Source organism: Pedobacter aquatilis (assembly GCF_032678405.1).
Lineage (GTDB): Bacteria > Bacteroidota > Bacteroidia > Sphingobacteriales > Sphingobacteriaceae > Pedobacter > Pedobacter aquatilis_A.
Genome location: NZ_JAVTSJ010000003.1, coordinates 13,316 through 38,292 on the forward strand (window position 1 = coordinate 13,316; position 24,977 = coordinate 38,292).

22 protein-coding genes are annotated in these 24,977 nt (G+C 39.3%); 10 read left to right on the forward strand and 12 right to left on the reverse strand.

What is annotated here, in order from left to right:
• Nucleotides 1-128: 128 nt before the first annotated feature.
• Both R2R71_RS09370 and R2R71_RS09375 read right to left on the reverse strand, forming a co-directional pair.
• Nucleotides 129-2,675 carry an ATP-dependent Clp protease ATP-binding subunit gene (locus R2R71_RS09370; protein WP_316831014.1) on the reverse strand — a complete coding sequence of 849 codons (2,547 nt, stop codon included), beginning with the start codon at nucleotides 2,673-2,675 and terminating at the stop codon, nucleotides 129-131.
• Nucleotides 2,676-3,148: 473 nt separating this feature from the next.
• Nucleotides 3,149-4,021, reverse strand: coding sequence for a DMT family transporter (locus tag R2R71_RS09375; protein WP_316831015.1), 873 nt, complete (start codon nucleotides 4,019-4,021; stop codon nucleotides 3,149-3,151).
• A 96-nt stretch (nucleotides 4,022-4,117) separates the two neighbouring features.
• Here R2R71_RS09375 and R2R71_RS09380 point away from each other — a divergent pair, with 96 nt between their 5' ends.
• Genes R2R71_RS09380 through R2R71_RS09390 form a run of 3 tightly spaced genes read left to right on the forward strand, consistent with a single transcriptional unit; the run spans nucleotide 4,118 to nucleotide 6,113 of the window.
• Nucleotides 4,118-4,474, forward strand: a complete 357-nt coding sequence (locus tag R2R71_RS09380; RefSeq protein ID WP_316831016.1) for a hypothetical protein — start codon at nucleotides 4,118-4,120, stop codon at nucleotides 4,472-4,474.
• Between the two features lie 18 nt (nucleotides 4,475-4,492).
• Nucleotides 4,493-5,098: an AraC family transcriptional regulator gene (locus R2R71_RS09385; protein ID WP_316831017.1), complete on the forward strand. Its 606-nt coding sequence runs from the start codon at nucleotides 4,493-4,495 to the stop codon at nucleotides 5,096-5,098.
• 1 nt (nucleotide 5,099) lies between these two features.
• A complete protein-coding gene (locus R2R71_RS09390) occupies nucleotides 5,100-6,113 on the forward strand; it encodes a helix-turn-helix transcriptional regulator (protein ID WP_316831018.1) in 1,014 nt (337 codons plus the stop codon).
• On the opposite strand, the gene R2R71_RS09395 is transcribed toward R2R71_RS09390, so the two are convergent.
• Complete coding sequence (locus tag R2R71_RS09395) at nucleotides 6,102-6,332, reverse strand: hypothetical protein (RefSeq protein ID WP_316831019.1); 231 nt, start codon at nucleotides 6,330-6,332, stop codon at nucleotides 6,102-6,104. The two genes, R2R71_RS09390 and R2R71_RS09395, sit on opposite strands and share 12 nt — an antisense overlap.
• 395 nt (nucleotides 6,333-6,727) lie before the next feature.
• Between R2R71_RS09395 and ettA the strand changes: the two genes are divergently transcribed.
• Nucleotides 6,728-8,407 (forward strand): energy-dependent translational throttle protein EttA, encoded by a 1,680-nt coding sequence (gene ettA / locus R2R71_RS09400; RefSeq protein ID WP_316831020.1) that lies wholly within the window; start codon nucleotides 6,728-6,730, stop codon nucleotides 8,405-8,407.
• Between the two features lie 32 nt (nucleotides 8,408-8,439).
• Here ettA and R2R71_RS09405 read toward each other — a convergent pair whose 3' ends face one another.
• The 4 genes from R2R71_RS09405 to R2R71_RS09420 form a co-directional block, all read right to left on the reverse strand.
• The gene (locus R2R71_RS09405; RefSeq protein WP_316831021.1) at nucleotides 8,440-9,168 is read right to left on the reverse strand and encodes an SGNH/GDSL hydrolase family protein; all 729 of its coding nucleotides are present in this window, start codon (nucleotides 9,166-9,168) and stop codon (nucleotides 8,440-8,442) included.
• 39 nt (nucleotides 9,169-9,207) lie between these two features.
• Nucleotides 9,208-9,438 (reverse strand): DUF1456 family protein, encoded by a 231-nt coding sequence (locus tag R2R71_RS09410; protein WP_047798500.1) that lies wholly within the window; start codon nucleotides 9,436-9,438, stop codon nucleotides 9,208-9,210.
• A gap of 81 nt (nucleotides 9,439-9,519) precedes the next feature.
• The gene (locus tag R2R71_RS09415) at nucleotides 9,520-10,824 is read right to left on the reverse strand and encodes a DEAD/DEAH box helicase (RefSeq protein ID WP_316831022.1); all 1,305 of its coding nucleotides are present in this window, start codon (nucleotides 10,822-10,824) and stop codon (nucleotides 9,520-9,522) included.
• A 49-nt stretch (nucleotides 10,825-10,873) separates the two neighbouring features.
• Complete coding sequence (locus tag R2R71_RS09420) at nucleotides 10,874-11,092, reverse strand: hypothetical protein (RefSeq protein WP_316831023.1); 219 nt, start codon at nucleotides 11,090-11,092, stop codon at nucleotides 10,874-10,876.
• A 220-nt stretch (nucleotides 11,093-11,312) separates the two neighbouring features.
• Between R2R71_RS09420 and R2R71_RS09425 the strand changes: the two genes are divergently transcribed.
• Together R2R71_RS09425 and R2R71_RS09430 are read left to right on the forward strand one after the other, a co-directional pair.
• Nucleotides 11,313-11,786, forward strand: a complete 474-nt coding sequence (locus R2R71_RS09425) for a ribonuclease H-like YkuK family protein (protein WP_316831024.1) — start codon at nucleotides 11,313-11,315, stop codon at nucleotides 11,784-11,786.
• 156 nt (nucleotides 11,787-11,942) lie between these two features.
• Nucleotides 11,943-12,410: an SRPBCC family protein gene (locus tag R2R71_RS09430; protein WP_316831025.1), complete on the forward strand. Its 468-nt coding sequence runs from the start codon at nucleotides 11,943-11,945 to the stop codon at nucleotides 12,408-12,410.
• A gap of 11 nt (nucleotides 12,411-12,421) precedes the next feature.
• On the opposite strand, the gene R2R71_RS09435 is transcribed toward R2R71_RS09430, so the two are convergent.
• The 5 genes from R2R71_RS09435 to R2R71_RS09455 all read right to left on the reverse strand — a co-directional run bounded on the left by R2R71_RS09435 (nucleotide 12,422) and on the right by R2R71_RS09455 (nucleotide 18,458).
• A complete protein-coding gene (locus tag R2R71_RS09435) occupies nucleotides 12,422-12,994 on the reverse strand; it encodes a hypothetical protein (RefSeq protein ID WP_316831026.1) in 573 nt (190 codons plus the stop codon).
• A gap of 78 nt (nucleotides 12,995-13,072) precedes the next feature.
• Nucleotides 13,073-14,089: a porin gene (locus R2R71_RS09440; protein WP_316831027.1), complete on the reverse strand. Its 1,017-nt coding sequence runs from the start codon at nucleotides 14,087-14,089 to the stop codon at nucleotides 13,073-13,075.
• A gap of 36 nt (nucleotides 14,090-14,125) precedes the next feature.
• Nucleotides 14,126-15,532, reverse strand: a complete 1,407-nt coding sequence (locus R2R71_RS09445) for an ammonium transporter (protein ID WP_316831028.1) — start codon at nucleotides 15,530-15,532, stop codon at nucleotides 14,126-14,128.
• 346 nt (nucleotides 15,533-15,878) lie between these two features.
• The gene (locus R2R71_RS09450) at nucleotides 15,879-16,826 is read right to left on the reverse strand and encodes a TIGR01212 family radical SAM protein (protein ID WP_316831029.1); all 948 of its coding nucleotides are present in this window, start codon (nucleotides 16,824-16,826) and stop codon (nucleotides 15,879-15,881) included.
• Nucleotides 16,827-17,012: 186 nt separating this feature from the next.
• Nucleotides 17,013-18,458, reverse strand: a complete 1,446-nt coding sequence (locus tag R2R71_RS09455; protein ID WP_316831030.1) for an APC family permease — start codon at nucleotides 18,456-18,458, stop codon at nucleotides 17,013-17,015.
• A gap of 271 nt (nucleotides 18,459-18,729) precedes the next feature.
• On the opposite strand from R2R71_RS09455, the gene R2R71_RS09460 reads away from it, so the two are divergent.
• The 4 genes from R2R71_RS09460 to R2R71_RS09475 all read left to right on the forward strand — a co-directional run bounded on the left by R2R71_RS09460 (nucleotide 18,730) and on the right by R2R71_RS09475 (nucleotide 24,703).
• Nucleotides 18,730-20,988 (forward strand): sodium-translocating pyrophosphatase, encoded by a 2,259-nt coding sequence (locus R2R71_RS09460; RefSeq protein WP_316831031.1) that lies wholly within the window; start codon nucleotides 18,730-18,732, stop codon nucleotides 20,986-20,988.
• Between the two features lie 136 nt (nucleotides 20,989-21,124).
• On the forward strand, nucleotides 21,125-22,633 hold the full coding sequence (locus R2R71_RS09465) for an amino acid permease (protein ID WP_316831032.1): 1,509 nt from the start codon (nucleotides 21,125-21,127) through the stop codon (nucleotides 22,631-22,633).
• A gap of 92 nt (nucleotides 22,634-22,725) precedes the next feature.
• Nucleotides 22,726-24,057 (forward strand): porin, encoded by a 1,332-nt coding sequence (locus R2R71_RS09470; protein WP_316831033.1) that lies wholly within the window; start codon nucleotides 22,726-22,728, stop codon nucleotides 24,055-24,057.
• Nucleotides 24,058-24,136: 79 nt separating this feature from the next.
• A complete protein-coding gene (locus tag R2R71_RS09475; protein ID WP_316831438.1) occupies nucleotides 24,137-24,703 on the forward strand; it encodes a MarC family protein in 567 nt (188 codons plus the stop codon).
• Nucleotides 24,704-24,977 lie beyond the last annotated feature (274 nt).

Sequence of the window (24,977 nt, forward strand, 5' to 3'; positions counted from 1 at the left end):
TCAGTTAATCATTAGCTTGTTTAACCGATTAATAACGGAATTGCAACAAGTTTATTACACAAAGATGTAACATCACTTTATAATACAAAAAAGCCCTTCAAATATATTGAAGGGCTTTAGTATGCTAATTAGTTAGAAGAATCTTCTTCTTTCGGTTCTTCTTTCTTTTTTTCGCCTTTTTTATGGACGATGGCAATTTGCTCGGATTTCTTGTCGTAGTCTATTTCTAAAACATCGCCATCCGTTAATTCGCCTTTTAAAATTTCCTCTGCAATAGGATCTTCAAGGTATTTTTGAATAGCTCTTTTTAATGGACGGGCACCGAAATTACTATCAAAACCTTTCTCTGCAATATATTCTTTAGCATTTTCAGTTAAAACGATATCATAACCTAAAGTATGAACACGTCCGAATAATGCTTTTAATTCGATATCGATAATTCTGAAGATTTCATTTTTACCAAGGCTGTTAAATACAACCACATCATCAACACGGTTTAAAAACTCTGGTGCAAAAGCACGTTTTAAAGCACTTTCTATTACACCGCGGCTATGTTGTTCTGCCTGATTTGTTTTTGCAGCGGTAGAGAAACCAACACCCTGGCCAAAATCTTTTAGCTGGCGGGCACCGATATTCGAAGTCATAATGATGATTGTATTTCTAAAATCAACCTTACGGCCTAAACTATCTGTTAACTGACCTTCATCTAAAACCTGTAATAAGATATTAAATACATCAGGATGCGCCTTTTCAATCTCATCTAATAAAATTACCGCATAAGGTTTTCTTCTAACTTTTTCGGTTAATTGTCCACCTTCTTCATAGCCAACATATCCCGGAGGCGCACCAACTAAACGTGATACCGCAAATTTCTCCATGTATTCGCTCATGTCGATTTGAATCAATGCATCATCACTGTCAAACATGAAACGGGCTAACTCTTTTGCAAGCTCGGTTTTACCTACACCTGTCGGACCTAAGAAGATAAATGAACCAATAGGTTTTTTAGGGTCTTTTAGTCCGGCTCTTGTACGCTGGATAGCTTTGGTTAATTTCTTAATCGCATCATCCTGGCCGATAATTTTCTCAGCCACTTTATCGTACATATTTAATAGCTTTTGGCTATCAGTTTGTCCGACACGTTGTACCGGAATACCAGTCATCATTGCAACTACCTCTGCTACGTTATCTTCCGATACTTCGTAACGTTTGGTTTTAGTTTCAGCCTCCCACTCTGCTTTGGCTTTATCTAATTCTTCAATTAAATTTTTCTCCGTATCGCGAAGTTTTGCGGCCTCTTCATATTTCTGACTGCGAACAACCTTGTTTTTCTCTAACTTGATATCCTCGATTTTAGCTTCGATATCAATGATGTTTTGCGGAACGTGAATGTTCGTTAAGTGAACTCTTGAACCCGCCTCATCTAAAGCATCAATTGCTTTATCCGGTAAGAAACGGTCAGAAATATAACGCGATGTTAAAGTAACACACGCCTCAATCGCTTCCTGCGTATAAGTTACACCGTGGTGTTCTTCGTACTTATCTTTAATACGACTTAAAATTTCGATGGTTTCATCAGGTGTAGCAGGCTCGACCATTACTTTCTGGAAACGACGGTCTAAAGCACCATCTTTCTCGATATACTGACGATACTCATCTAAAGTTGTTGCACCTATACATTGAATTTCGCCCCTTGCTAATGCTGGCTTAAACATATTCGATGCATCAAGTGATCCTGATGCGCCACCGGCACCCACAATGGTATGAATCTCATCAATGAATAAAATTACATCAGTCGATTTTTCAAGCTCGTTCATCACGGCTTTCATACGCTCTTCAAACTGGCCACGGTATTTAGTACCGGCAACCAACGAAGCTAAATCTAACGTAACTACACGTTTGCCAAAAAGCACACGCGATACTTTACGCTGAACAATGCGTAAGGCAAGGCCTTCTGCAATTGCCGATTTACCAACACCAGGCTCTCCGATCAAAATCGGATTGTTTTTCTTCCTGCGTGATAAAATCTGCGATACACGTTCGATTTCTTTCTCGCGACCTACAATCGGATCTAAACGGCCTTCTTCTGCTGCTTTGGTCAAATCGCGTCCGAAGTTATCTAAAACAGGTGTTTTCGATTTGATATCAGAAACTTTTTTAGGAGCGCTAAAGCTTTCTTCTTCACGGTAATCGTCATCGCCTCCTGTAGAAGCGCTGTTAGAAACATCGTCTCTGAAACCGTTTTTATTTACTTCAACTTCCTGTTTAAAAACATCGTAAGTAACGCCATACTGCAACAGTATTTGAGAAGCGATATTATCATCATCCCTTAAAACTGAAAGCAATAAATGCTCTGTACCGATTAAATCGCTTTTAAATATCTTAGCTTCTAAGTAAGTAATCTTTAAAACTTTTTCTGCCTGTTTAGTTAATGGTATATTACCTAAGTTAACAGTAACGCTCGAAGTACCACGAACGGCATCTTCAATTGAGCGACGCAACTTACCGGTATCAACGCCTAACGAACGTAAAATCTTGATGGCCATTCCATCGCCTTCGCGGATGAGGCCTAATAATAAATGCTCGGTTCCAATGTAATCATGTCCTAAGCGGAGCGCTTCCTCCCTACTAAAAGAGATTACATCTTTAACCTGTGGTGAAAATTTTGCTTCCATAATACCTTTCTTAACAGCTCGCCTCTAAACTATAAAATTAATTATAAAAAGCGAGGCTGCTGTTTTCTTTATTTTATCAACAATTGCGCCATATCAGTGGATAAACAAGCTTATTGAGTGGCCTGCAACCTAATTATTGCCAGGCTAGCATCATTTATCAAACAGGCAACTGCCTAAATTATATCTACGTAATAACGGTTTATAAAGGTTTTAATAAAAAATAATGGGTGTTTTTTACGCAAACCAAATTTTTGTCTGCTTATTGTAAGGATTTAAGCCGACATTTTAACTGACAATTTGTTTCTTTCCGTTCATGCAATTTACATGTTTTGACAGAAAAATAAAAGCAACCTGACAGCATTTAACATTAATCAGCGATAAAAATAAACAGCTTAATGCATTTATTAAACTAATACGGGTTTAACCTTTAAAAGGCTGCTTTTGTTTTGCAAAGAGATTGTGGCAAAGCAGGGCTAGCATTCTGGCACTGCCGTTTCCTGTTTCTTTCGGGTAATGGTCGCCCCTGCGCTGGCAATGATAACTAGTGCGACAGCCATCCATTCATATACGGTAAGGTATTCGTGAAGAAAGATTAATCCTGATAAAGCAGCAGCAGCAGGCTCAAGGCTCATTAAAATACTAAATGTTTTTGCAGGCATTTTCCGCAATGCGTTCATTTCCAAAGTAAACGGAATGGCGCTGGAAAGCAAGGCCAAGCCAAGCCCTGAAAGTAAAAAACCGGGTTTCATATTGTCCAGGATACCGCTCGCAAGCGCAAAAGGTATAATAACTGCCGAGGCAAACAACATACCAATGGTTACGGCTTTCCCACCATCCATAATTTTCGAAATACGACCGCCTATTACAATATAGGTTGCCCAGAATACACCTGCCAGCAAAGCCAGTAAAACGCCGATCAGGTCGATACCTTTGCTGCTCCATGGTGCAATAAGTGCTATTCCGGCAGCTGCCAAAACCACCCAGATTACATCAAGCGCTTTCTTTGAACCAAATAAGGCCAGTACAAGCGGACCGATAAACTCGAGCGTAACACCCAGGCCAAGCGGAATGCGCTCAATCGCCATATAAAAAATCATGTTCATGAAACCTAAGGTGATGCCATACAAGGCTACGAGCTTCCATTGTGCCGCATTCAGGTTTTTAAGGTTCGGCCGGTTGTAAATAACCAGGATAACTGCCGATAACACGATTCGTAACGACGAAGTTGCCGCAGCACCTAACACCGGAAAAATGGTCTTTGCTATCGCCGCACCGCCCTGCACACTAATAATTGATAACAATACTGCCGGTACTGGCGGGATTGAAACTCCGTTTTTACGTTCCATTTGATAATGATATTTTCGGCAAAAGTAAATAAAACTGTATTTTTATGCTATCCATTTAAAATTATCCTGTTTTCACATTACCTATTTTCTGTTCGCATGAGAGAAGTTATCCATGAATACGCCGTTGAATTAGATTGGATGGAGGACATGGCAAAACGCCTCGACGGCTACGTAGAAAACAGGCAGATAAAAGTTCCTGAAACCATTTTAACAGGCCTGCGATACGCCTGTCCGATAGATGAAAACTTAACAGCCTTCCTGCTTGATGTTACTTACCATGAAGATATCCTGTTTAAAATGCGAAACCAGCGGGATGATTTTGTAGGCATTTATTTTAACCTCACCGAAGGAGATGCCATTCACGTTATGGATAACATTTCGAGACCTGTTGGCCGTTGGGCCATTAACCTGGCCATTGTAGATGCGAAGCTTCCCGGCGACTATTTAATCTAGGCCGGCAGCAAAACTTACATGATTTCAATTTTCCTGAAAAAGAAAACCTTAAAAGAATATATCCTGGCCATCCCGGCTTTGAAAGATTATGCCGATTCGATTTTTAACCCGGACAAGAACACCATCGTCAGGTTCGACCGCATGACGAACCAGGCATGGTATTTACTTAATGATTTCAGGAAAATAGATTTTAAAAACCCATTGTTCGACACCTATTTTAAAGCCACGGTTTATGGACTGCTATCAAACTTTATGGACCAGGTAGTTAATGAAGAAATTATCCTCGAAAAGGTTAACCAGGAAGACATCGTTAATGTAATTGCTGTCCAGGAATACCTGATTGAACATATTAAAGCCCCTTTTCCGGGAATCCCGCAGATTTCAGCAATGGCCAACATGTCTGAAACAAAGTTTAAAAAGCTTTTTAAAAAGATAACAGGTTTAACGGCACATGTATTTTTTTTAAACAGTAAGGTTGGTTATGCGAAAGAAATGTTAGAAACAGCCAACTACACCATTAGCCAGATTGCTGATGAATATAATTTTTCTGATGCTTCACACTTAATAGAGCAGTTTAAGCAAGTTTATGGTTTAACGCCCAAAGATTACCTAAGCCATTTATAACATGAACCTGGACCGAAAAGCATATGAGTTTTGTTATACCTTAAGTCCTGAGTGGCAAAATCAGCTGGCAAAAGGTTTTGGCACAAAACTCATCGGGAATAAAAAAATAACACTACCAAAACGCCTCGGCAGCGGGAGCTCTTTATTTTTAGAAGTAATGCCTGGCTTATCGGTTTTTTTGCTGGATATGACTTTTAAAATACCTATATCTTTAGTGCGGGTTCCTTCAAAAACATCAATCTACATGGCCTATTTTGATATGGGCGATGAAATCACCTCACATATCCTCGGGGGAGAAGTCCATAGGGTTGGTTACCAGGCCAAACTGGGGATGGCTTTTATGGGTTCGAGTCTTAAAGGGGTAATCATGCCTCCCGTGGGCGAAAGATCCTACAGCCTCCGTTTAATTATGGATAAAAAACTTTTACAGGATTTTATGTTAAAGATGAAAGGGAAAGAAGTCTCGGATAAGCTTTTTGACGAAAGCTGCAATACCCTTTTCTTCTATGCCAATATCGACAGCAGAAGCAGGTTACTCCTTAACAATTTAAAAAACCGTTCGATGGATAGTCCTTTCTTTCAGCTCAAACTAAAAAGTACAGCACTTTTTCTGTTTGGTTACCTGATTGAACGGGCAAGTGAATTTAAAAACACTTACAGCAAACTTTCTGAATTTGATATCGCCAGCATTACCAAAACCACCGATTACATGCTGGCAAATCTGATGGCCGAATTTCCGGGCTTAACGATGCTGGCAGGCATGGCGGGAATGTCGGTTTCAAAATATAAAAGCATCTTTAAAAAAATACTCAAAGCATCACCTAACAAGTTCTTTCTAAATGAAAAGCTTTTACTAGCCAATATCCTCTTAAAGAATGGGGCTTTTAACAGCGTGGCGGCTTTGGCCTACGAAATGGGTTATACCAAACCCGGGTACTTTGCAGAGGTTTACAAGCAAAAATTCGGTGTTTCGCCCAGCGAACATTTAACTAAAAACCTTACTTTAATTGCTTAAGAAATCCAGAATCAGCCGTTCATCAACTTCAGGGTTGCTCGATTTATTGAGGGAAGTACTTTCGCCCATACAGGTAACCTCAATATTTTTACAGCTTATTTCAAGCACGACAAAACCAGCGCTATCTACATTATCTTTATTTTCTCCGGCAACATCAGCGTGCACCAGTTCATTTGCAAAAAGAACGGGATGACCTGAAACAATAATATATTTCTTCATTACCATAACCTTTAGATTTAATACAAAATTACGGCGGCTGCAGCTCCGGCGATTCCACTAAAAGCCATATTAATAGGATAAGAAGTCTGGATTTCGATGTGATTTCTGGATAAATTCAAGGATCAGATTATGCTTTTACATGTTTTAGCCTTAAATAGCTCAATAAAGATTGATACTAAAGAAAAGCAGATAGTGGTTAATTCGTGGCAAGTCTATAACTACCCTCATGTTCCGAATTTTAACCCGACCATAAAATTTAGGGGATACTCAATAAACTCCTTTGTAATGGCCTCGTTGTTTCTATCTTTGTAGCGGTTTTTAGCCCATCTAATTTTAGTTTATGAGCTTACTATAACCTAATCCTTTTAAACATTACATATTTAACATAGAAATTCATGTCCGACGAGAAAATAATTTTTTCAATGGCTGGGGTAAATAAGATTTACCCGCCGCAAAAGCAGGTTTTAAAAAACATATACCTTTCTTTCTTTTACGGTGCAAAAATCGGCGTTATCGGTTTAAACGGTTCCGGAAAATCATCGCTCCTTAAAATTATTGCAGGCTTAGATAAATCTTACCAGGGAGAGGTTGTTTTCTCACCAGGCTATTCTGTAGGCTACCTGGCACAGGAGCCTATCCTGGATCCGGAAAAAACCGTTCGCGAAGTTGTTGAAGAAGGTGTTGCAGAAGTAACTGCAATTTTAAAAGAATACGAAGAAATAAATGAAGCCTTTGGCTTAGAAGAAAACTATTCTGATCCCGATGCGATGGATAAACTCATGGCAAGACAAGGTGAATTACAGGATAAAATCGATGCTTTAGGCGCCTGGGAAATTGATTCTAAGCTTGAGCGGGCGATGGACGCCCTTCGTTGCCCTGATCCTGAAACTAAAATCGGTGTATTATCAGGAGGTGAGCGCCGCCGTGTAGCCATGTGCCGTCTTTTACTTCAGAAACCTGATGTTTTATTGCTTGATGAGCCAACCAACCACCTTGATGCGGAAAGTATCGACTGGTTGGAACAGTTCTTACAAAATTACGAAGGTACCGTTATTGCCGTTACCCACGACAGGTACTTCCTGGATAATGTTGCAGGCTGGATTTTAGAGCTCGACCGTGGTGAAGGTATTCCGTGGAAAGGAAATTACAGCAGCTGGTTAGATCAGAAAGCAAAGCGTTTGGCGCAGGAAGAAAAAACGGAAAGCAAACGCCAGAAGACCCTCGAACGCGAGCTTGAATGGGTACGTATGGCACCAAAAGCCCGTCATGCAAAATCTAAGGCACGTTTAGCCAACTATGATAAATTAGCTTCAGAAGATGGCCGCGAAAGAGAAGACAAACTGGAGCTTTTCATCCCTGCCGGTCCGCGTTTGGGTAATGTGGTTATTGAAGCCACTAATGTTACCAAAGCTTATGGCGATAAAGTATTGTTTGATAATTTAAACTTTGCATTGCCTCCAGCCGGTATTGTCGGAATTATTGGTCCGAACGGTGCAGGTAAAACAACCTTATTCCGCTTAATTACCGGACAGGAAGAGCCTGATAACGGAACTTTCCGCGTTGGCGAAACAGTAGAATTAGGCTATGTAGACCAAATGCACAATGATTTGGATGCCGATAAAACTGTTTACGAAAACATTACCGACGGATTAGACAATATCCAATTGGGAAATAAAGCAGTAAATGGCCGTGCTTATGTATCTAAATTCAATTTCAATGGTGGCGACCAGCAGAAAAAAGTAGGTATACTTTCGGGTGGAGAGCGCAACAGGGTTCATTTGGCCATTACTTTGAAAAAAGGCGCAAACGTGCTGTTACTGGATGAGCCTACGAACGATATCGACGTAAATACCTTACGTGCGCTTGAGGAAGCCCTGGAAAATTTTGGGGGTTGTGCCGTAGTAATTAGCCATGACAGGTGGTTTTTAGATAGGATTTGTACGCACATCCTCGCGTTTGAAGGTAACTCTGAAGTGTATTTCTTTGAGGGTAACTATTCAGATTACGAGGAAAACAGAAAGAAACGTTTAGGTGATGTTGCACCAAAACGAATCAGGTATAAAAAATTAGATTAAATAAAAAACGCCCGATGAAAATCGGGCGTTTTTTATTTACTTCCTATTGTCTTTTTAATTGCTTCTTCGGCTGCAATTTCCATAACCTTATACCCGGCCAGGTTGGGATGCACACCATCTGTAGTTAGATCGGCCTTTTGTCCGTTACGTTCATCAGCCAGTGGCGTAAAGAAATCGATGACCGTAAAATTGTTTGCTTCGGCATAAGCAACAATTGCCGTATTGAGGGAAATAATCTGCTCGGCAACACCCCTTAAACTCTTGTTCCATGGATATTCATAAACTGGAAGGTATTTACATAAAATAACCTTGATATGGTTTTTCTTTGCCAGCTCAACCATCGATTTCACATTGTTTAAAATCGTTTCGTTCGATACATGGCCTTTATTGCCCGCCAGATCGTTACTACCCGCTAAAATAATAACGGCCTTGGGTTTCAGGTTAATCACATCCTGGCGAAAACGGATCAATAACTGAGGCGATATCTGCCCGCTTATTCCCCTATCGAAATAACTATTGTTATTAAAATAGTCAGGATCTTTCTGTTTCCAGAATTCGATGATGGAACTCCCTAAAAAAACAACCCGCTTCTCCCCTTTTTTGGGCAATCCGGCAGCCTCATTTTCTTTTTGATATTTCGAAATATTGGCCCAGTCATCAGAAAAATCTTCTTTTTTTGGCTTGTTTTCTGCCGTATCTGTTTGCGCAAATAAATTACCTGCATTAATCAGACAGGCAAAAAGGATAAATTTTAACTTCATTTGGTTAGTGATGATTTACTTATCCGATAAAGCTAATCATTATTTCTTTTCTTCTCTTGGCCCTCTTTTGTAAATAACCAATCCATTTAAAAAGTTACGCAAAATCTGGTCGCCGCAAGGCTTAAAGTTCTCATGGTCTTCATTTCTGAAAATATCGCCCAGCTCTGCTTTGGTAACTTTAAAGCCCACTAAATCGCAAATGGTAATAATGTCTTCAGTTTTTAAAGATAATGCTACCCTTAATTTTTTTAATATATCGTTGTTGCTCATGCTTTTGTTAATAATTAATTTTTGAGTGATGAATAGCGTGTAAGATTAGCTGTTTCAGCTTTGCTTTTTTCTTCCAATACACTAACTGGCTATTTCGAGTTTTAATTTTTTACCTTTTATTTTCTCGCCGCTAAGTGTTTTCAAAAGCTTCTCGGCAACCGTTCTTTTAACGGCAACATAGCTACTGGTATCTTTCACTTCAATTAAGCCAAGGTCTGATTTTTGTAAACCACCTTTTTGAAGAAACAGGCCAACAATATCTACCTTGTTTATTTTATCTTTTTTTCCGTTAGCGATATAAAGCGTTACCCAATCGCTAGCTTCAGGCAAATCATAATCATCGGTTAATGCCTCCTCTTCTATATCTTCGGGCAAGTATTTATAGTTTTCCTCATCAGTTAGTACAGCGTAAGCCGTTCCCTTAGCGTGCATTCTTGCAGTCCGGCCATTCCGGTGAATGTAAACATCTTCGGTATATGGAAGCTGGTAATGAACAATATTTTCCACTTCCGGGATATCCAGGCCACGGGCGGCCAAATCTGTAGTGATTAAAATTTTATGGCTTCCATTCCTGAACTTTAACAATGCTTTTTCTCTTTCCAATTGCTCCATTCCCCCGTGAAATACATCATGCCCGAGGCCATGTTCAAAGAGCAAATCACTTATGCGGTCAACGGTTTCTCGGTGGTTGCAGAAAACCAGGGTATTGGCATTGCCGATTTTACGAAGCAACTTAAATAGTACGGCTAATTTATCGGCTGCAGGTGCCGTTACTTTTTTAAGTTTTAAATCGGGCTTAACCTGTACATCTTTTGAGAAATCAATTTCAACCGCCTTCTGTATTTTAACAAAAGCGGGTATTTCATCCATACGCGTCGCTGATGTAAGTATTCGTTGTTTTAAGGATAAAAGGGTACCGATGATATAAGACATATCCTGCTCGAACCCAAATTCAAGTGATTTATCAAACTCATCCAGCACCAGGGTTTCGATAAAAGATTCATCAAAATTATAATGCTCCAGGTGATAGGCAATTCTTCCCGGTGTGCCGATTAAAACTGCCGGAGGATGTGCGAGGTTATTCTTTTCGATACGAACGGCATGGCCGCCATAGCAACAATTTACCTTAAATGGTGTGCCCATTTGTTTAAAAATCTGCTCGATCTGCAAAGCCAGTTCTCTTGATGGCACCAGAATCAATGCCTGAACACCATTTATACCTGGTTTTAAGGCTGATAGCAAAGGCAATAGAAATGCAAGCGTTTTACCCGAGCCTGTTGGCGCAACGAGTATCATGTCATCCCCCTTGCCGGCCGCATCAACAGCAGCATGCTGCATATCGTTAAGCTTAGTAATATTTAACCTTTTAAGCGCATTTTCTATCATCAGGCCAAAGGTAAACATTTATTGGTCTTGCCAGCCTATGATTAAAATATCAAAATCTCAGAAATCTGTTTTTTAATCTTTTAAGAATGGAGAAGTTTAGCCGCTTTTCTAATATCATCAGCATTTTACCACGCTGCGACATTGAACTCAACACTTTTTCATTTACTGCATCAACAGATGAAATAATCCGCTCCGCAAGATCATCGGCAAATTTGTTGGCACGACTTTGCTGTAATAACTGAAGTTCCTGTATTAATTCTGCTTTCATAGCCTAAAACAATTTGGTTAACGGTTAGGTAAATGTAACGTTTAATCATCGGCATTTGTTGCAAAAAATATCAAAAACAACCAACACGATGCAGATAACCTGTTGATAACTAAACTTTTGTTAGCAAATAAACAACCGAACCTTAACACGGATTTAATTTTTAGCCCTTATTTTTATAAAAACCTGATTACCATTTGTTAACCTCAAAAAAACATAATGTATGACATGGAAAAAATTTAGTGGCGAAGTAATCCAATCTTCAATCCTTGAAGAAATCGAACAGGCAATTATCAGAGAAACAGAAAACGGCTTTAAACTTAAGGTATGTATCGGCACCGATTCGCAGGTGAAAGGCGCCATAACTGATTTTGCGACAGTTATTGTGCTGCTTCGTGAGCATCATGGTGGTTTTATGTACATTCACCAGGAAAAATCCTCGCAACAGGTAAGTATTAAAGAGCGTATGTTAATGGAAGTCCAGAAATCCATTGAAACTGCATATTCTATCTGCGATTTACTTGATATTTATGATGTGGCACTGGAAGTTCATGCCGATATTAATACCAATCCTTCATTTAAGTCGAATAAAGCCTTAAATGATGCGATGGGTTATATTTTAAGCATGGGTTTTATTTTTAAAGCAAAACCGGAGGCATTTGCCAGTTCTACCTGCGCCGATAAAATGGTTCATTAATAAGGCAAACCTAAATAACCGTTCTTGCGGAGGCTTGAGGTAACCTTGCGTCGTGCCTCCGCAGTAGCGAAGAAAGCTAATTGCATGTTTTCTTCACTTACCTTGTGGCAAAACCTAACAAAACCGCATCTTTGCTGTTATCTTTAAAACAAAGGTTTGAAAACATACAGATTAGAATTCACTCAAAAAATCCCGATCGGTTTAGATGCGGCCTGGGATTTCTTTTCATCGCCGCTAAATTTAACAGAAATTACGCCCGAAGACATGACTTTCGATGTCACTTCGCCCATTGGTAAAGATGCAAAAATGTATCCGGGTATGATCATCACCTATAAAGTATCGCCTTTGTTAGGGATAAAATTAAACTGGATGACTGAAATCACCCACGTAAAGGAACAGGAATATTTTATTGATGAGCAACGTTTTGGTCCCTTTGCATTCTGGCACCACAACCACCATTTCGAAGCTATAGCAGGCGGTGTTTTAATGCACGATATTTTACATTACGCCATCGGCTGGGGACCAATAGGCTTATTGGCAAATGAAATTATCATTCACAATAAAATTAAAGGGATTTTTGATTACCGCTATAAAAAAGTTGAGTCACTTTTCGGAAAACTATAAAACACCGCTCCTTACCATTTTTTAGTCGAGATGGTTTCTGTTTTCTTTTTCGGTTTTTCCGTCGGATTTACGGCCAGGGCCTTTTTAAAATTTTCGGCAAACTTAGCCGTTTTAGCATAAGCACTTTCCAAGATATCCTTCCACTCGCCAGCGCTTAACTTTCCGGGTGTTCTTTCTAATGGCGTAGCGATATTCGTTGTCGCCACATAATTCCCATAACGGTCGCGACCATAAGGGATGTATTCAAAATCGGTAAGCCAGAATCTGTATTTTTTATTGCGGGCTTCAAAAACAAAATGATAACTCACCTCACCACTTGGATGGCTGGCCACCAGAATTGTTTTATCAATTACGGTAATGCCTTTTGCTGTAATGGAAGTATCGGTGGCAGCCTGTTTTTTAATGCTTTTTTTATAAAAATCGATAAAAGCATTTGCCCTGAGCATTAAACTATCCTTTCCTGTAGCAGGCGTTACAACTTCATAGTAAATAAACTTGCCATTATCATCTGTAGTAAACTGTTTCTGTTGGGCAGAAACCTTAATTAATGGAAGCGCTAAAAGAAGTACCAGATAGAATCTCATATCGTTTTGAATAAAATTAAAGGTAATAAAAAGCCTCCGGCTAATAAACCGGAGGCTAATTAAAAAATTAACTAAGTACTAAAAAGCGTAAACAGCCGCGAGAGAAAACTGGCCTGCGTTTGGCGCAGCGCCACCTGTTTTATTTAAAAATGGCTTATCGCCGTTGTGGTCTAATCTAACCTCAGGAATAAAAGTTAAACCACCTGATTTAATGTTTGCCGTAAATGTTAAACCGGTATAAGATGTTCCTTTTAGCGCGCCAACATCTTTAGTTTTAAAATATTCGCCTCTTAAGCCTAAAGTTACGGCATCCGCAACAGCAACCTGAGGGTAAAGCGCAACACCTGCATAACCGCCAGCATCATCTGCCATATCGTAGTTAGCAGCATTTAAACCTAATTTAAATGATTTTGTAATCTGGTATGAAGTTGTTAAATCTTCAATTGTTCCATAACCATAAGGATCAGCACCTGATAATACATTTAAATAAGCTGTCCAGCCCTCAACAGGCGAAACCATTAACTGACCACCAATACTAGAAACACCTCTTGTTGCACTGTAAAGGTTCCAGTCGTTAAATAATCCAGCCATTAAACTCACCTTATCAGAGAATTTATAAGTTGCTTTGATACCGGCGTTCTGGAAAGGGCCATTGGTAAACAGGTAAGAAGTTGAATAGTTAAAATTACCAACCGGCGAAATCACTTCGTATCCGATAAACGTACCCATATAACCCGCTGTCATCGAAAACTGATCAGAGAAATCGTAGTTAATGTATAAATTCTGGATATGAAATGATGAACCGTTTGCCGCAGCATCGGGAATTGATTGCGATTGCCCGCGGGGACCAAATGATATTTCACCTACAAATGATGCTTTGCCGGTTTTCTTTTTCAATGCCAGGTCTATCATCCCCAATGAAACCGAGTTGTGATCGGAAACAAAAGATGTCGGAATATTTGATCTTTTTGCAAAATCATATTTGTAATAGGTATCAACCGACCCCGAAAATTCGAGTGGTGATGTTGGCGTCTCTTGCGCCAGGGCACACGTAGTGCAGGCCATACTAAATATAGCAGTTAAAAACTTCTTCATGTTTGAGCTTATGAGGGGGTTTAGATATAAATTTATTTAAGAAAGTGATTCAGTTAACGGACCATTTGTGGCAATGTAAACTTCTTTCTCTTCAACAAGTAAGGTACCTTGAGAATACTTCTCATCATGTTGTGAAGCATCAAGACCGATTTCCTCTTCCTCATCAGAAACCCTGATTGGATTAATTAGGTTAACCAGTTTGAAAATCACGAAAGAAACTACAAAGCTGAAAATGATTACAATTACAGCGCCTTTTAACTGTGTAAGAAAAAATTCGGCATTACCGTAAAACAAACCATCAGCACCAGCAGCGTTTACTGTTTTGGTTGCAAACACACCTGTTAACAACATACCAACGATACCGCCAACACCGTGACAAGGGAAAACATCTAAAGTATCATCTAAACTTGTTTTCTGTTTCCATGAAACAACAAGATTTGAAACTACTGCTGCAATGGCACCGATAAATATACTTGCCGGGATGCTTACAAAACCTGCACCAGGTGTAATAGCTACAAGACCTACAACTGCACCGATACAGAAACCCAGTACAGATGGCTTCTTACCTCTTGCAACATCAAAAAACATCCACGATAAACCTGCAGCACCTGCGGCAGTATTTGTTGTTAAGAAAGCAGACACCGCTAAACTACCAGCACTTAATGCAGAACCAGCGTTAAAACCAAACCAACCGAACCATAACAACCCAGTACCAATTAATACATAAGGAATATTCGCTGGCGGAACTTCTTTGTGTTCTAAGTGAGATTTTCTACGTTTTAAAACAAGTGCACCTGCTAAAGCAGCCATACCTGCTGATATGTGAACCACAGTACCGCCCGCAAAATCAAGCACACCCATCTTAAATAAGATGCCTTGTGGGTGCCATGTCCAGTGCGCCAGTGGCGAGTAAACAAATACAGCAAATAAAACAATAAACAAGATATAAGAAGTAAAACGGATACGCTCTGCAACAGCACCAACAACCAATCCTGGTGTAATAATGGCGAACATTAACTGAAACACTGCAAATAATGATAAGGGAATAGTTAAATCAGCACCACCCTGAAGATGTGGCGCACCTGAATTTACCCCTTTAAAAAACAAAAATGTTGACGGGTTTCCAATAAAACCACCGATCGTGTCTCCAAATGCTAAACTAAAGCCTACTACTGTCCATAACACCGTGATAACACCTGCAGCAACAACACTTTTAATCATGGTTGATAGCACGTTTTTGCGGTGAACCATACCACCATAAAAAAATGCTAAACCCGGAGTCATTAAAAATACAAGCGCAGCTGCGATTAAAATAAATGCAATGTCTGGTCCACTGTATTTTCCTTCATCAAAATTAGGAAGTAAGGGAACAAATAGAGCTAAAATTGCGAATACCATCAGGATCACAAAGGGAGCGTACTGTTTTACTAAAATTTTACCCATGTTTTTAAGTTTATTTTGTTTGGTTGATTAAATATTTCTATTTATTGAATTTTATTTCGATAAAAATACAACTTATTGTAATTTTTACACCATTATATGTAAATATTTTAATATAATATTGTAATTTTTATAAAAAACAATAAAATAAGTATCAAAAAAATAAAAATCATAAAAAAAACAGCCATGAATTATGGCTGTTTTTAAGAAAAATAAAATCCTATAAATTTTACTAATTATATCATTTTATCAAAAATTTATAAAAAATTAGCATTTAAAATCATCAATAAACACAAAAAACATTAAAATAATCTCAAAAATCAATTAAAAAACATAAATAAATGAATTTTTACGAAAAATACCGAGAACCCTGAATAACACCTCTTTTTTCAATTTCTTTATCAATATAGGTTTGAATTGATGATTTATTTAACCCCCAGTTAGGCGCAATCAATAAATCCCAGTCGGAAATACCAAAAAGTCTTTGAATAATAATATCAGGGCGAAGCAAAGGAATCAACTCACACAACAAGTCTGTGTATTCTTCAAGCGAAAACAACTTAAAAGGCTCTTTTTTATATTTTACACCCATAATTGAGCCTTCAACAATGTGTAAATGATGAAATTTCACGAATTTAATCTGAGGGAAACGGTTAATCTCGTGAATATAACCTAACATCATGTCTTTAGTCTCCCAGGGGAAACCAAATATCGTATGCACACAAAGATCAATTTTGGTGTTTTCCAAAAGCTTAACGGCCTCCACAAATTCACCATGACTACAGCCTCTGTTGATTTGATTTAACGTTTCATCATAAATAGATTCCATCCCCATTTCCAAATCAACATCGTAACGCTCCGCATAACTTTCAAGCAAGGCTACCTTTTCAGCATCAATGCAATCAGGACGCGTACCTACTGAAAAACCGACTACATCATCAGGATTTATAGACAAAGCCTCATCATACATCATCTTCAAATAATGAACCGGCGCATAGGTATTGGTATTAGGCTGAAAATAAACGATAAATTTATCTGCTTTATAAAAATTCTTGCCTCTTTCCATACCCTTTTCCAGCTGTTCGCGGATGGTCGGCATCTTTCGGGAAATTTCCGGCGTAAAAGAATCTACATTACAATACGTACAGCCACCATAACCTTTACTCCCGTCACGGTTCGGACAGGTAAAGCCCCCATCAACAATCGTTTTAAAAACGCGTTGTCCATTATATTTCTCACGTAAATATGTTCCGTAATTTTTATACCCTTTTATGCCTAAATCTACCTGTGTTCCCATTGCTGCAAAAATACACAAATACATTGAAGTATATTTGGTTAAAACTCAAGATTACAATGTCCTAATATTTTAAACCCATATTCAAAGGCAATATATCGGTTGCCAATGTATTATTTCAAGCAAAGTTCTACAAAAAAAAGCCCCATAAGCAATAACTTACAGGGCAATTAATTACAGTACAAACCATTAACTGGTCTGCTTATCTTTTTTATTAATAAAGAAATACACCGGAACACCGAGCAAAACAATTACAAGCCCGGGCCAGGTATATTGTTGCTTATAAATAAGCAGTAATACACAGAATGCAATCCCAATGATCAGGTAAATAATTGGTGTAACCGGATACAACCAGGTTTTATACGGCCGCTCCAATGTTGGTTTTTTCCATCTTAGATAAATAACACCAAAAACTGTAATCATATAAAACAGTACAATTACAAAAGAGATCATATCTAAAAGATTTCCATACTGACCGCTTAAGCACAGTACTGAAGCCCAGATACCCTGCATCCAAAGTGATTTTTCAGGAACGCCATTCTTATTGTTATGAAGCGCTGCCTTAAAAAACATACCATCTTTTGCCATGCTTTGAAAAACCCTTGCTCCGGCGAGCACAATACCATTAACGCAGCCAAATGTCGAGATCATCACCAATACTGCAATAACTATCGTTCCGATACCACTGCCAAAAATCTGCTCGGAAACCACCACGGCAACCCGGTCGTTTGGTGCGAAGGCAATACCCTCGCGGTTTAACGCATTGAGGTACACAAAATTCACCAACAAATAAAGTGTCATTACCGCAATCGTACCCAACACCATTGAACGTACAACATTCCGCTTTGGGTTTTCAATTTCACCTGCAACAAAGGTTACATTTTCCCAGGCCACGCTCGAAAACACCGAACCTACCATCGCCGCAGCAATACCGGCAAGTATTGCTACACCCGAAATTGATTCCCATCCTGATCTTAAGAAATTTCCACCTGAATCGGTTTTAAGGTTATTAAAGGCATTCCAGCCAAAACTCAAATTTTCCGACCAGAAATTATTCTTCACCAACAGAAAACCCAAAACAATTAAACCGATTAAGGCAATAATTTTTGATGCAGTAAAAATATTTTGTAGCACTTTACCACTTTCTACCCCCTTAGTGTTGATATAAGTTAAAAGCAGGATAACACCAATGGCTAAAATCTGAATCCAGGTAATTTTATAGCTGCCACTTTGAAAAATCGGGGCGGCATCGTTCAAAGCAGGTATTAAATAGGCGGTAAATTTTCCGAAGGCAACGGCAACGGCAGCAATGGTACCCGTTTGGATAACGGTAAACATGCCCCAACCGTAAAGAAAGCCCATCATTTTACCGAATATTTCTTTAAGATAAGTGTATTGTCCACCCGCTTTTGGAAACAATGCCGAAAGTTCTCCATAAGAAATTGCAGCGGCTACTGTCATAATCCCGGTTATAACCCACACCACAATTAGCCAATACCCCGAGCCCAGGTTTCGCATGATATCGGCACTAACGATAAAGATACCACTTCCGATCATCGAGCCCATAACCAGCATAGTAGCATCAAAAAGTTTCAGCTTTCTCTTGGGCGCTTCTTCTTCATTCTGAGTTTTCATTTTTAGTTGAGTTTAGTTTGTGGCTAATTTATTTAAAAAAAACAAATCACAGCCTCCGCTAATGTATTATTTTAATGAAAGGAATAAATATGCGCAGGCGTTGTTAATTTTTCCTGTACTAACAAACAGTAGAAAATTATTTTGTTATATTGCTAAACTAATAACTAAAATTAAACAATTCAATGTGCTATAAATTAAGTACTAACCATGCTTAACAAGATATGAGCATATAGTACATTGAACAACCAAAATCAAAAACCAAATATCAACTATGGATTTTCTACAAAACAATTTAATTTATGCCGTTCCGGCGCTCGGTTTAGTCGGAATTATTGTAATGCTGATTAAAAGTGCCTGGGTGAGTAAACAGGATGCCGGCGACAAGAATATGCAGGAGCTTGCCGGTTACATTGCCGATGGCGCAATGGCCTTTCTTAAAGCCGAGTGGAAAGTATTGAGTATTTTTGCTGTATTTACGGCCGCCTTACTGGCCTATTCGGGTACCATTACCGAAATCAATGGAATTCCCATGCACTCGAGCTGGATCATTTCTTTATCCTTTATTATAGGTGCTGTTTTTTCTGCCTCTGCAGGATACATTGGTATGAAAGCCGCTACTAAGGCAAATGTTAGAACCACACAGGCCGCAAGAACAAGTCTTAAACAGGCATTAAAAGTATCGTTTACAGGAGGCACAGTGATGGGATTAGGCGTTGCGGGTTTAGCAGTTTTAGGTTTAGGGGGATTATTCATCGTTTTTCTTTCTTACTTCGATGTAATCGGTACAGATGGTACAGTTAGCGTTTTAAATATGAAAACCGCTATTGAAGTTTTAACTGGTTTTTCATTAGGTGCTGAATCAATTGCACTATTTGCCCGCGTTGGTGGCGGTATTTATACCAAAGCTGCTGACGTTGGCGCTGATTTGGTGGGTAAGGTAGAAGCCGGAATCCCCGAAGATGATGTACGTAACCCTGCAACCATTGCCGATAACGTGGGTGATAACGTGGGTGACGTTGCGGGAATGGGTGCCGATTTATTTGGTTCTTATGTAGCAACAATTTTAGCAACAATGGTATTAGGCCAGGAAATTACCGTTACGGATAAGTTTGGCGGAATGTCGCCTATCCTTTTACCAATGGTTATTTGCGGACTAGGTATTATTTTCTCCATTATCGGAACCTGGTTTGTGACCATTAAGGATGAAAAATCTAACGTACAGAATGCGCTAAACCTTGGTAACTGGTCGTCTATTGTAATTACGGCAGTAGTTTCCTACTTCATTGTTAAATGGATGCTCCCTGAAACCTTAAGCCTTCGTGGTTACGAGTTTTCCAGCATTAATGTTTTTTACGCCATTATTGTTGGCCTGGTGGTAGGAACAATAATGAGTATTATAACGGAATACTTTACCGCCATGGGTAAAAATCCGGTGAATTCAATTATTCAACAGTCTTCAACAGGGCATGCAACCAATATTATTGCGGGTCTATCAGTAGGTATGAAATCGACCGTTGTACCGATTCTGGTACTGGCAGGAGGAATTATGGCTTCATACCATTTCGCTGGTTTATATGGTGTGGCCATTGCGGCAGCAGGTATGATGGCCACTACGGCCATGCAGCTGGCGATTGATGCTTTCGGCCCGATTGCCGATAACGCAGGCGGTATTGCCGAGATGAGCCAGTTACCGCCTGAAGTACGCGAACGCACCGATAATTTAGATGCCGTTGGCAACACAACCGCCGCTACAGGAAAGGGCTTTGCCATTGCTTCTGCAGCATTAACTTCACTGGCACTATTTGCTGCATTTGTGGGTATCGCAGGCATTACGGCAATCGATATCTATAAAGCACCGGTTTTAGCCGGATTATTTGTTGGCGGAATGATTCCTTTTATTTTCTCTGCCCTCTGTATTCAGGCTGTAGGTAAAGCTGCAATGGATATGGTGCAGGAAGTACGCCGCCAGTTTCGCGAAATTCCTGGCATTATGGAATATAAAGCAAAACCTGAATATGAAAAATGTGTGGCGATTTCTACCAAAGCATCTATCCGCGAAATGATGATGCCCGGTGCCATTGCAATTATTACACCTGTAATTATCGGTTTTACCTTTGGCCCCGAAGTGCTTGGCGGTTTATTGGCCGGTGTAACGGTAACAGGCGTTTTAATGGGTATTTTTCAGAGTAATGCAGGTGGTGCCTGGGATAATGCAAAGAAATCTTTCGAACAAGGGGTAATGATCAACGGAGAAATGCACTATAAAAAATCAGAGCCTCACAAGGCTTCTGTTACAGGTGATACCGTTGGTGATCCTTTTAAAGATACTTCAGGTCCTTCAATGAATATTTTAATCAAATTAATGTCGATTGTTTCACTGGTTATCGCTCCTTACATCGCCGTTAAGGCTGTTTCGAGCGAACATAAACAAGAAGTTCGTAAGGAAATCAGAATTCAGCAAAAAACCGATAGTTCCGGCAACGTAATTACCGACACTTTAACAAATACAACCGACACTTTAAGCCGCTAGTTGTAAAATCATAGATATATATAATGGTAAAAGGGAGTTTTAACTTAAATCCCTTTTACATTATGGTAATTTTTATTTAGGTTTGGAGCTGAAATTTACATATCAACAAATAAATCAAAACAAATAACTAACTTTTATGAGTTTATTTCTTAAGAAATCAATTACTCAACTTTTGGCTGATTCGTCTGAATCTGAAAAAAGCTTAAAGCGTACACTTTCGGCGGGATCGTTGGTAGCACTGGGTATTGGAGCAATTATAGGCGCCGGACTTTTCGTTCGTACGGCTAATGCAGCTGCTCAAAGTGCAGGACCATCAGTAACCTTCGGGTTCATCTTAGCTGCTATTGGCTGTGCACTTGCGGGCCTTTGTTATGCAGAACTTTCTTCTTCTATTCCAATCTCAGGTAGTGCCTATACTTACACCTATGCAACAATGGGTGAGTTCATGGCCTGGATTATCGGTTGGGATTTAGTACTGGAATATGCTGTAGGTGCCGCAACTGTGGGTATCGCCTGGAGTGAATATCTTAACAAACTACTCACCGAAGTTTTACATGTCAGCCCCATACCTTACGAATGGTGCCACTCTCCTTTCCAGAGTGAAGCAGGCGTACATGGGATCATGAATGTACCGGCACTCGTAATTATCTTCTTATTAAGCTTATTATTAATAAAAGGTACGCAGGAATCGGCTTTTGTAAATGGATTAATTGTAATCACTAAAGTTGCTATTGTATTGTTAATTATAGCCTTTGGATGGTCATTTATTAAAGAAGCAAACCATACACCATACATTCCTGAAGCAACAAAATATGTTGATAAAGAAGGTTTAACGCATAACTTTGGTGGTTTCTGGGGAATTGTTGGTGCGGCCGGAACAGTTTTCTTTGCCTTTATTGGTTTCGATGCTGTAAGTACAGCTGCACAGGAAACCAAAAACCCTAAAACAGCAATGCCAATTGGTATTTTGGGTTCATTGGCCGTTTGTACCGTATTATATATTTTATTTGCACACGTTTTAACGGGTATGGCGCCAATTGAGTTCTTCAGAACTAAAGGTGGTGAAGCCTCTGTTGTAGCGGCAATTATCGAGTATATGCCTGGATATGGCTGGTTAGCAAAATTGGTAACCGTGGCTATTCTGGCAGGTTTCTCTTCTGTAATTTTAGTAATGTTATTAGGCCAGAGCCGTGTTTTCTATTCAATGAGTAAAGACGGATTATTACCTAAAATTTTCAGTGATTTACATCCAAAATTCAAAACACCTTATAAAGCAAATATGATCATTTTTGTAATCTGTGCTTTATTTGCTGGATTTGTTCCTGGAGATGTTGTTGGAGATATGACTTCAATCGGTACATTGTTCGCCTTCATTTTAGTGTGTGCGGCAGTAATTGTTTTGAGAAAAACAGATCCTGATTTACATAGAGAATTCAAAACACCTTTCGTTCCATTGTTACCTATTTTAGGCATTATCGCTTGTACTTTAATGATCTTAGGTTTACACTGGACCAACTGGTTAAGGTTATTCGGATGGTTAGCAGTAGGCTTCGTGATCTATTTTGGCTATAGCCGTAAGCATTCAGTTTTAGGCAACTCAGGTAAAACCGTAGATCCGGTTGATCCGCCAAAACCAGAATTGTAATCTAAAAAATATGCATAAAGCCCCAATCAAAAGTTGGGGCTTTTTTTATATAAAATATTCGCTAAAAAATTACCTTTGCAGAAAAGTAACCGATGAACTTCCTGCTAAATGCTGCCAAACTTAAGTACCTAATACCGATTATATTACTGCTGATTGTTTCGGGCCATACCTTTGGGCAGAGAACCATCAACGATGTAATGGATTCAACAACGGTTAACCACCTTTTAATCATTTCTAAGAAATACGGTTCCTTATCATTCAGCGGCTACTTACAGCCACAGTTTCAGGTTGCACAATCGAACGGCACACAGGCCGAATACCAGGGCGGTAACTTTGGCGAATACACCAATAATCGCTTCAGGCTACGCAGGGGACGTTTAAGGGCCGATTACATGCTGCTAACCGATGATGGTGCACCATCTACTTATTTCGTACTTCAGTTCGATGGTACCGAGCAGGGTGTTGCCATCAGGGATTTCTGGGGAAGATATTATGAAAACAAGTGGAAAATCCTGTCGGTTACACTGGGGCTTTCGGGAAGGCCATTTGGCAATGAGCTTCAGTTATCATCATCAGTAAGGGAAGCACCGGAGCGGGGAAGAATGTCGCAGATATTGATGAAAACAGAACGTGATTTAGGTGTAACCTTCACTTTAAATCCGCGATGGAAAGATGCCAGCCTGAAAAATATTTCCTTTGATTTTGGCATTTATAACGGACAGGGTTTAGCAGGTACAGGTGAATTCGATAACAGTAAGGATTTTATCATGCGTTTAAGCCATAAACCTTATAAGTTTAAACGCTTTACCATTTCAGGAGGGATAAGTACTTTACAGGGTGGCTTAAATCATCGCCTGCCGGTGAGTTATAAAATGGAAAAGCTGAACAACACCTGGTTCATGGCTAAAGATTCTTCAGCAACAACCATCAATAAAGTTGCACCAAGAAGGTACTATGGTGCCGATATACAGCTTTCAACCAACACAGAGAGCTGGAAATCGGAATTAAGAGCTGAAATCATTTCAGGCTTACAAACCGGAACCTCTACAACTTCAACTACACCAGGCTCCTACCCTGTTGATAATAAAGCAGAAGCACTTCCATATTACACCCGGACATTCAACGGTGCCTATCTTACTTTTGTACAAACCTTAAACAGCACCACTAATCAGTTAATTTTAAAGTACGATTGGTACGACCCCAATAGCAAGGTTAAAGGAATGGATATATCGGCAAATGCAGGCTTATCAGCGGCCGATGTTAGGTTTGATACTTTCGGTTTTGGTTTTTTGCACCATTTTAACACCCATTTTAAAGCCGTTTTATATTACGACATCATCAGAAATGAATCAACACAGATTTCGGGCTATACAACTGATAGAAAAGACAATGTGTTAACCTTAAGAACGCAATTCTATTTCTGATAAATAATATTGAGAAATAAGGAATTAATTCAAATTCCTATACCTTTGCTAAAATTACAGGCCTATGAAACTCGATTTTATGAAGTTTAATGTTAGTGAGATCCTATCTACAACGATGGTACTTTTTGCCATTATCGATATTCTAGGCGCCATACCGGTTGTTATAGAGCTACGCAGGAAGGCTGGCCATATTCAATCCGAGAAAGCTTCGCTGGTTGCAGCCGGACTAATGATTCTTTTCCTTTTCTTAGGTGAGTCCTTATTGAAAGTAATCGGTCTTGATGTCGAATCATTCGCAATCGCCGGCTCTTTCGTAATTTTCTTTATTGCGATGGAAATGGTTTTAGGCTTAACTATTTTTAAGGAAGAAGCACCGGAAACCGTATCAATTGTACCACTGGCCTTTCCGCTGATTGCCGGCGCAGGAACAATGACAACCCTGTTATCTTTAAAAACCGAATACCATACGCAAAACATCCTGATAGGTATTATCCTTAATATCCTTTTTGTTTACTTCGTATTAAAAAACACAAACAGGCTTGAAAAGCTTTTTGGAAAATCGGGCCTTAACATCCTCCGTAAGGCTTTTGGTGTAATATTACTCGCCATAGCAATTAAGTTATTCAGAAATAATACCGGGCTCTAAGAAACAGTTGCGATCCTCAAGCTCAGGCAAGAAACAGCATTCCGGTCGTAGCAAAAAAAACTGTTTATATAACTGTTTTTGCTCGTATTTGTAACAAATATTGAGTATATTTATCTAAACAATAAAGCTATATGAACAGCTTTGAGCAATATACGGTAATCATTGGGGCAATCGCTGTTTTAATCGAAGCAGTAAAATACCTTAAAAAGAATATTAAATCGTGGCTGGAACACGGTTAGGTTTATTCCTCTGCGCTATAAGCAAATAAGCTACC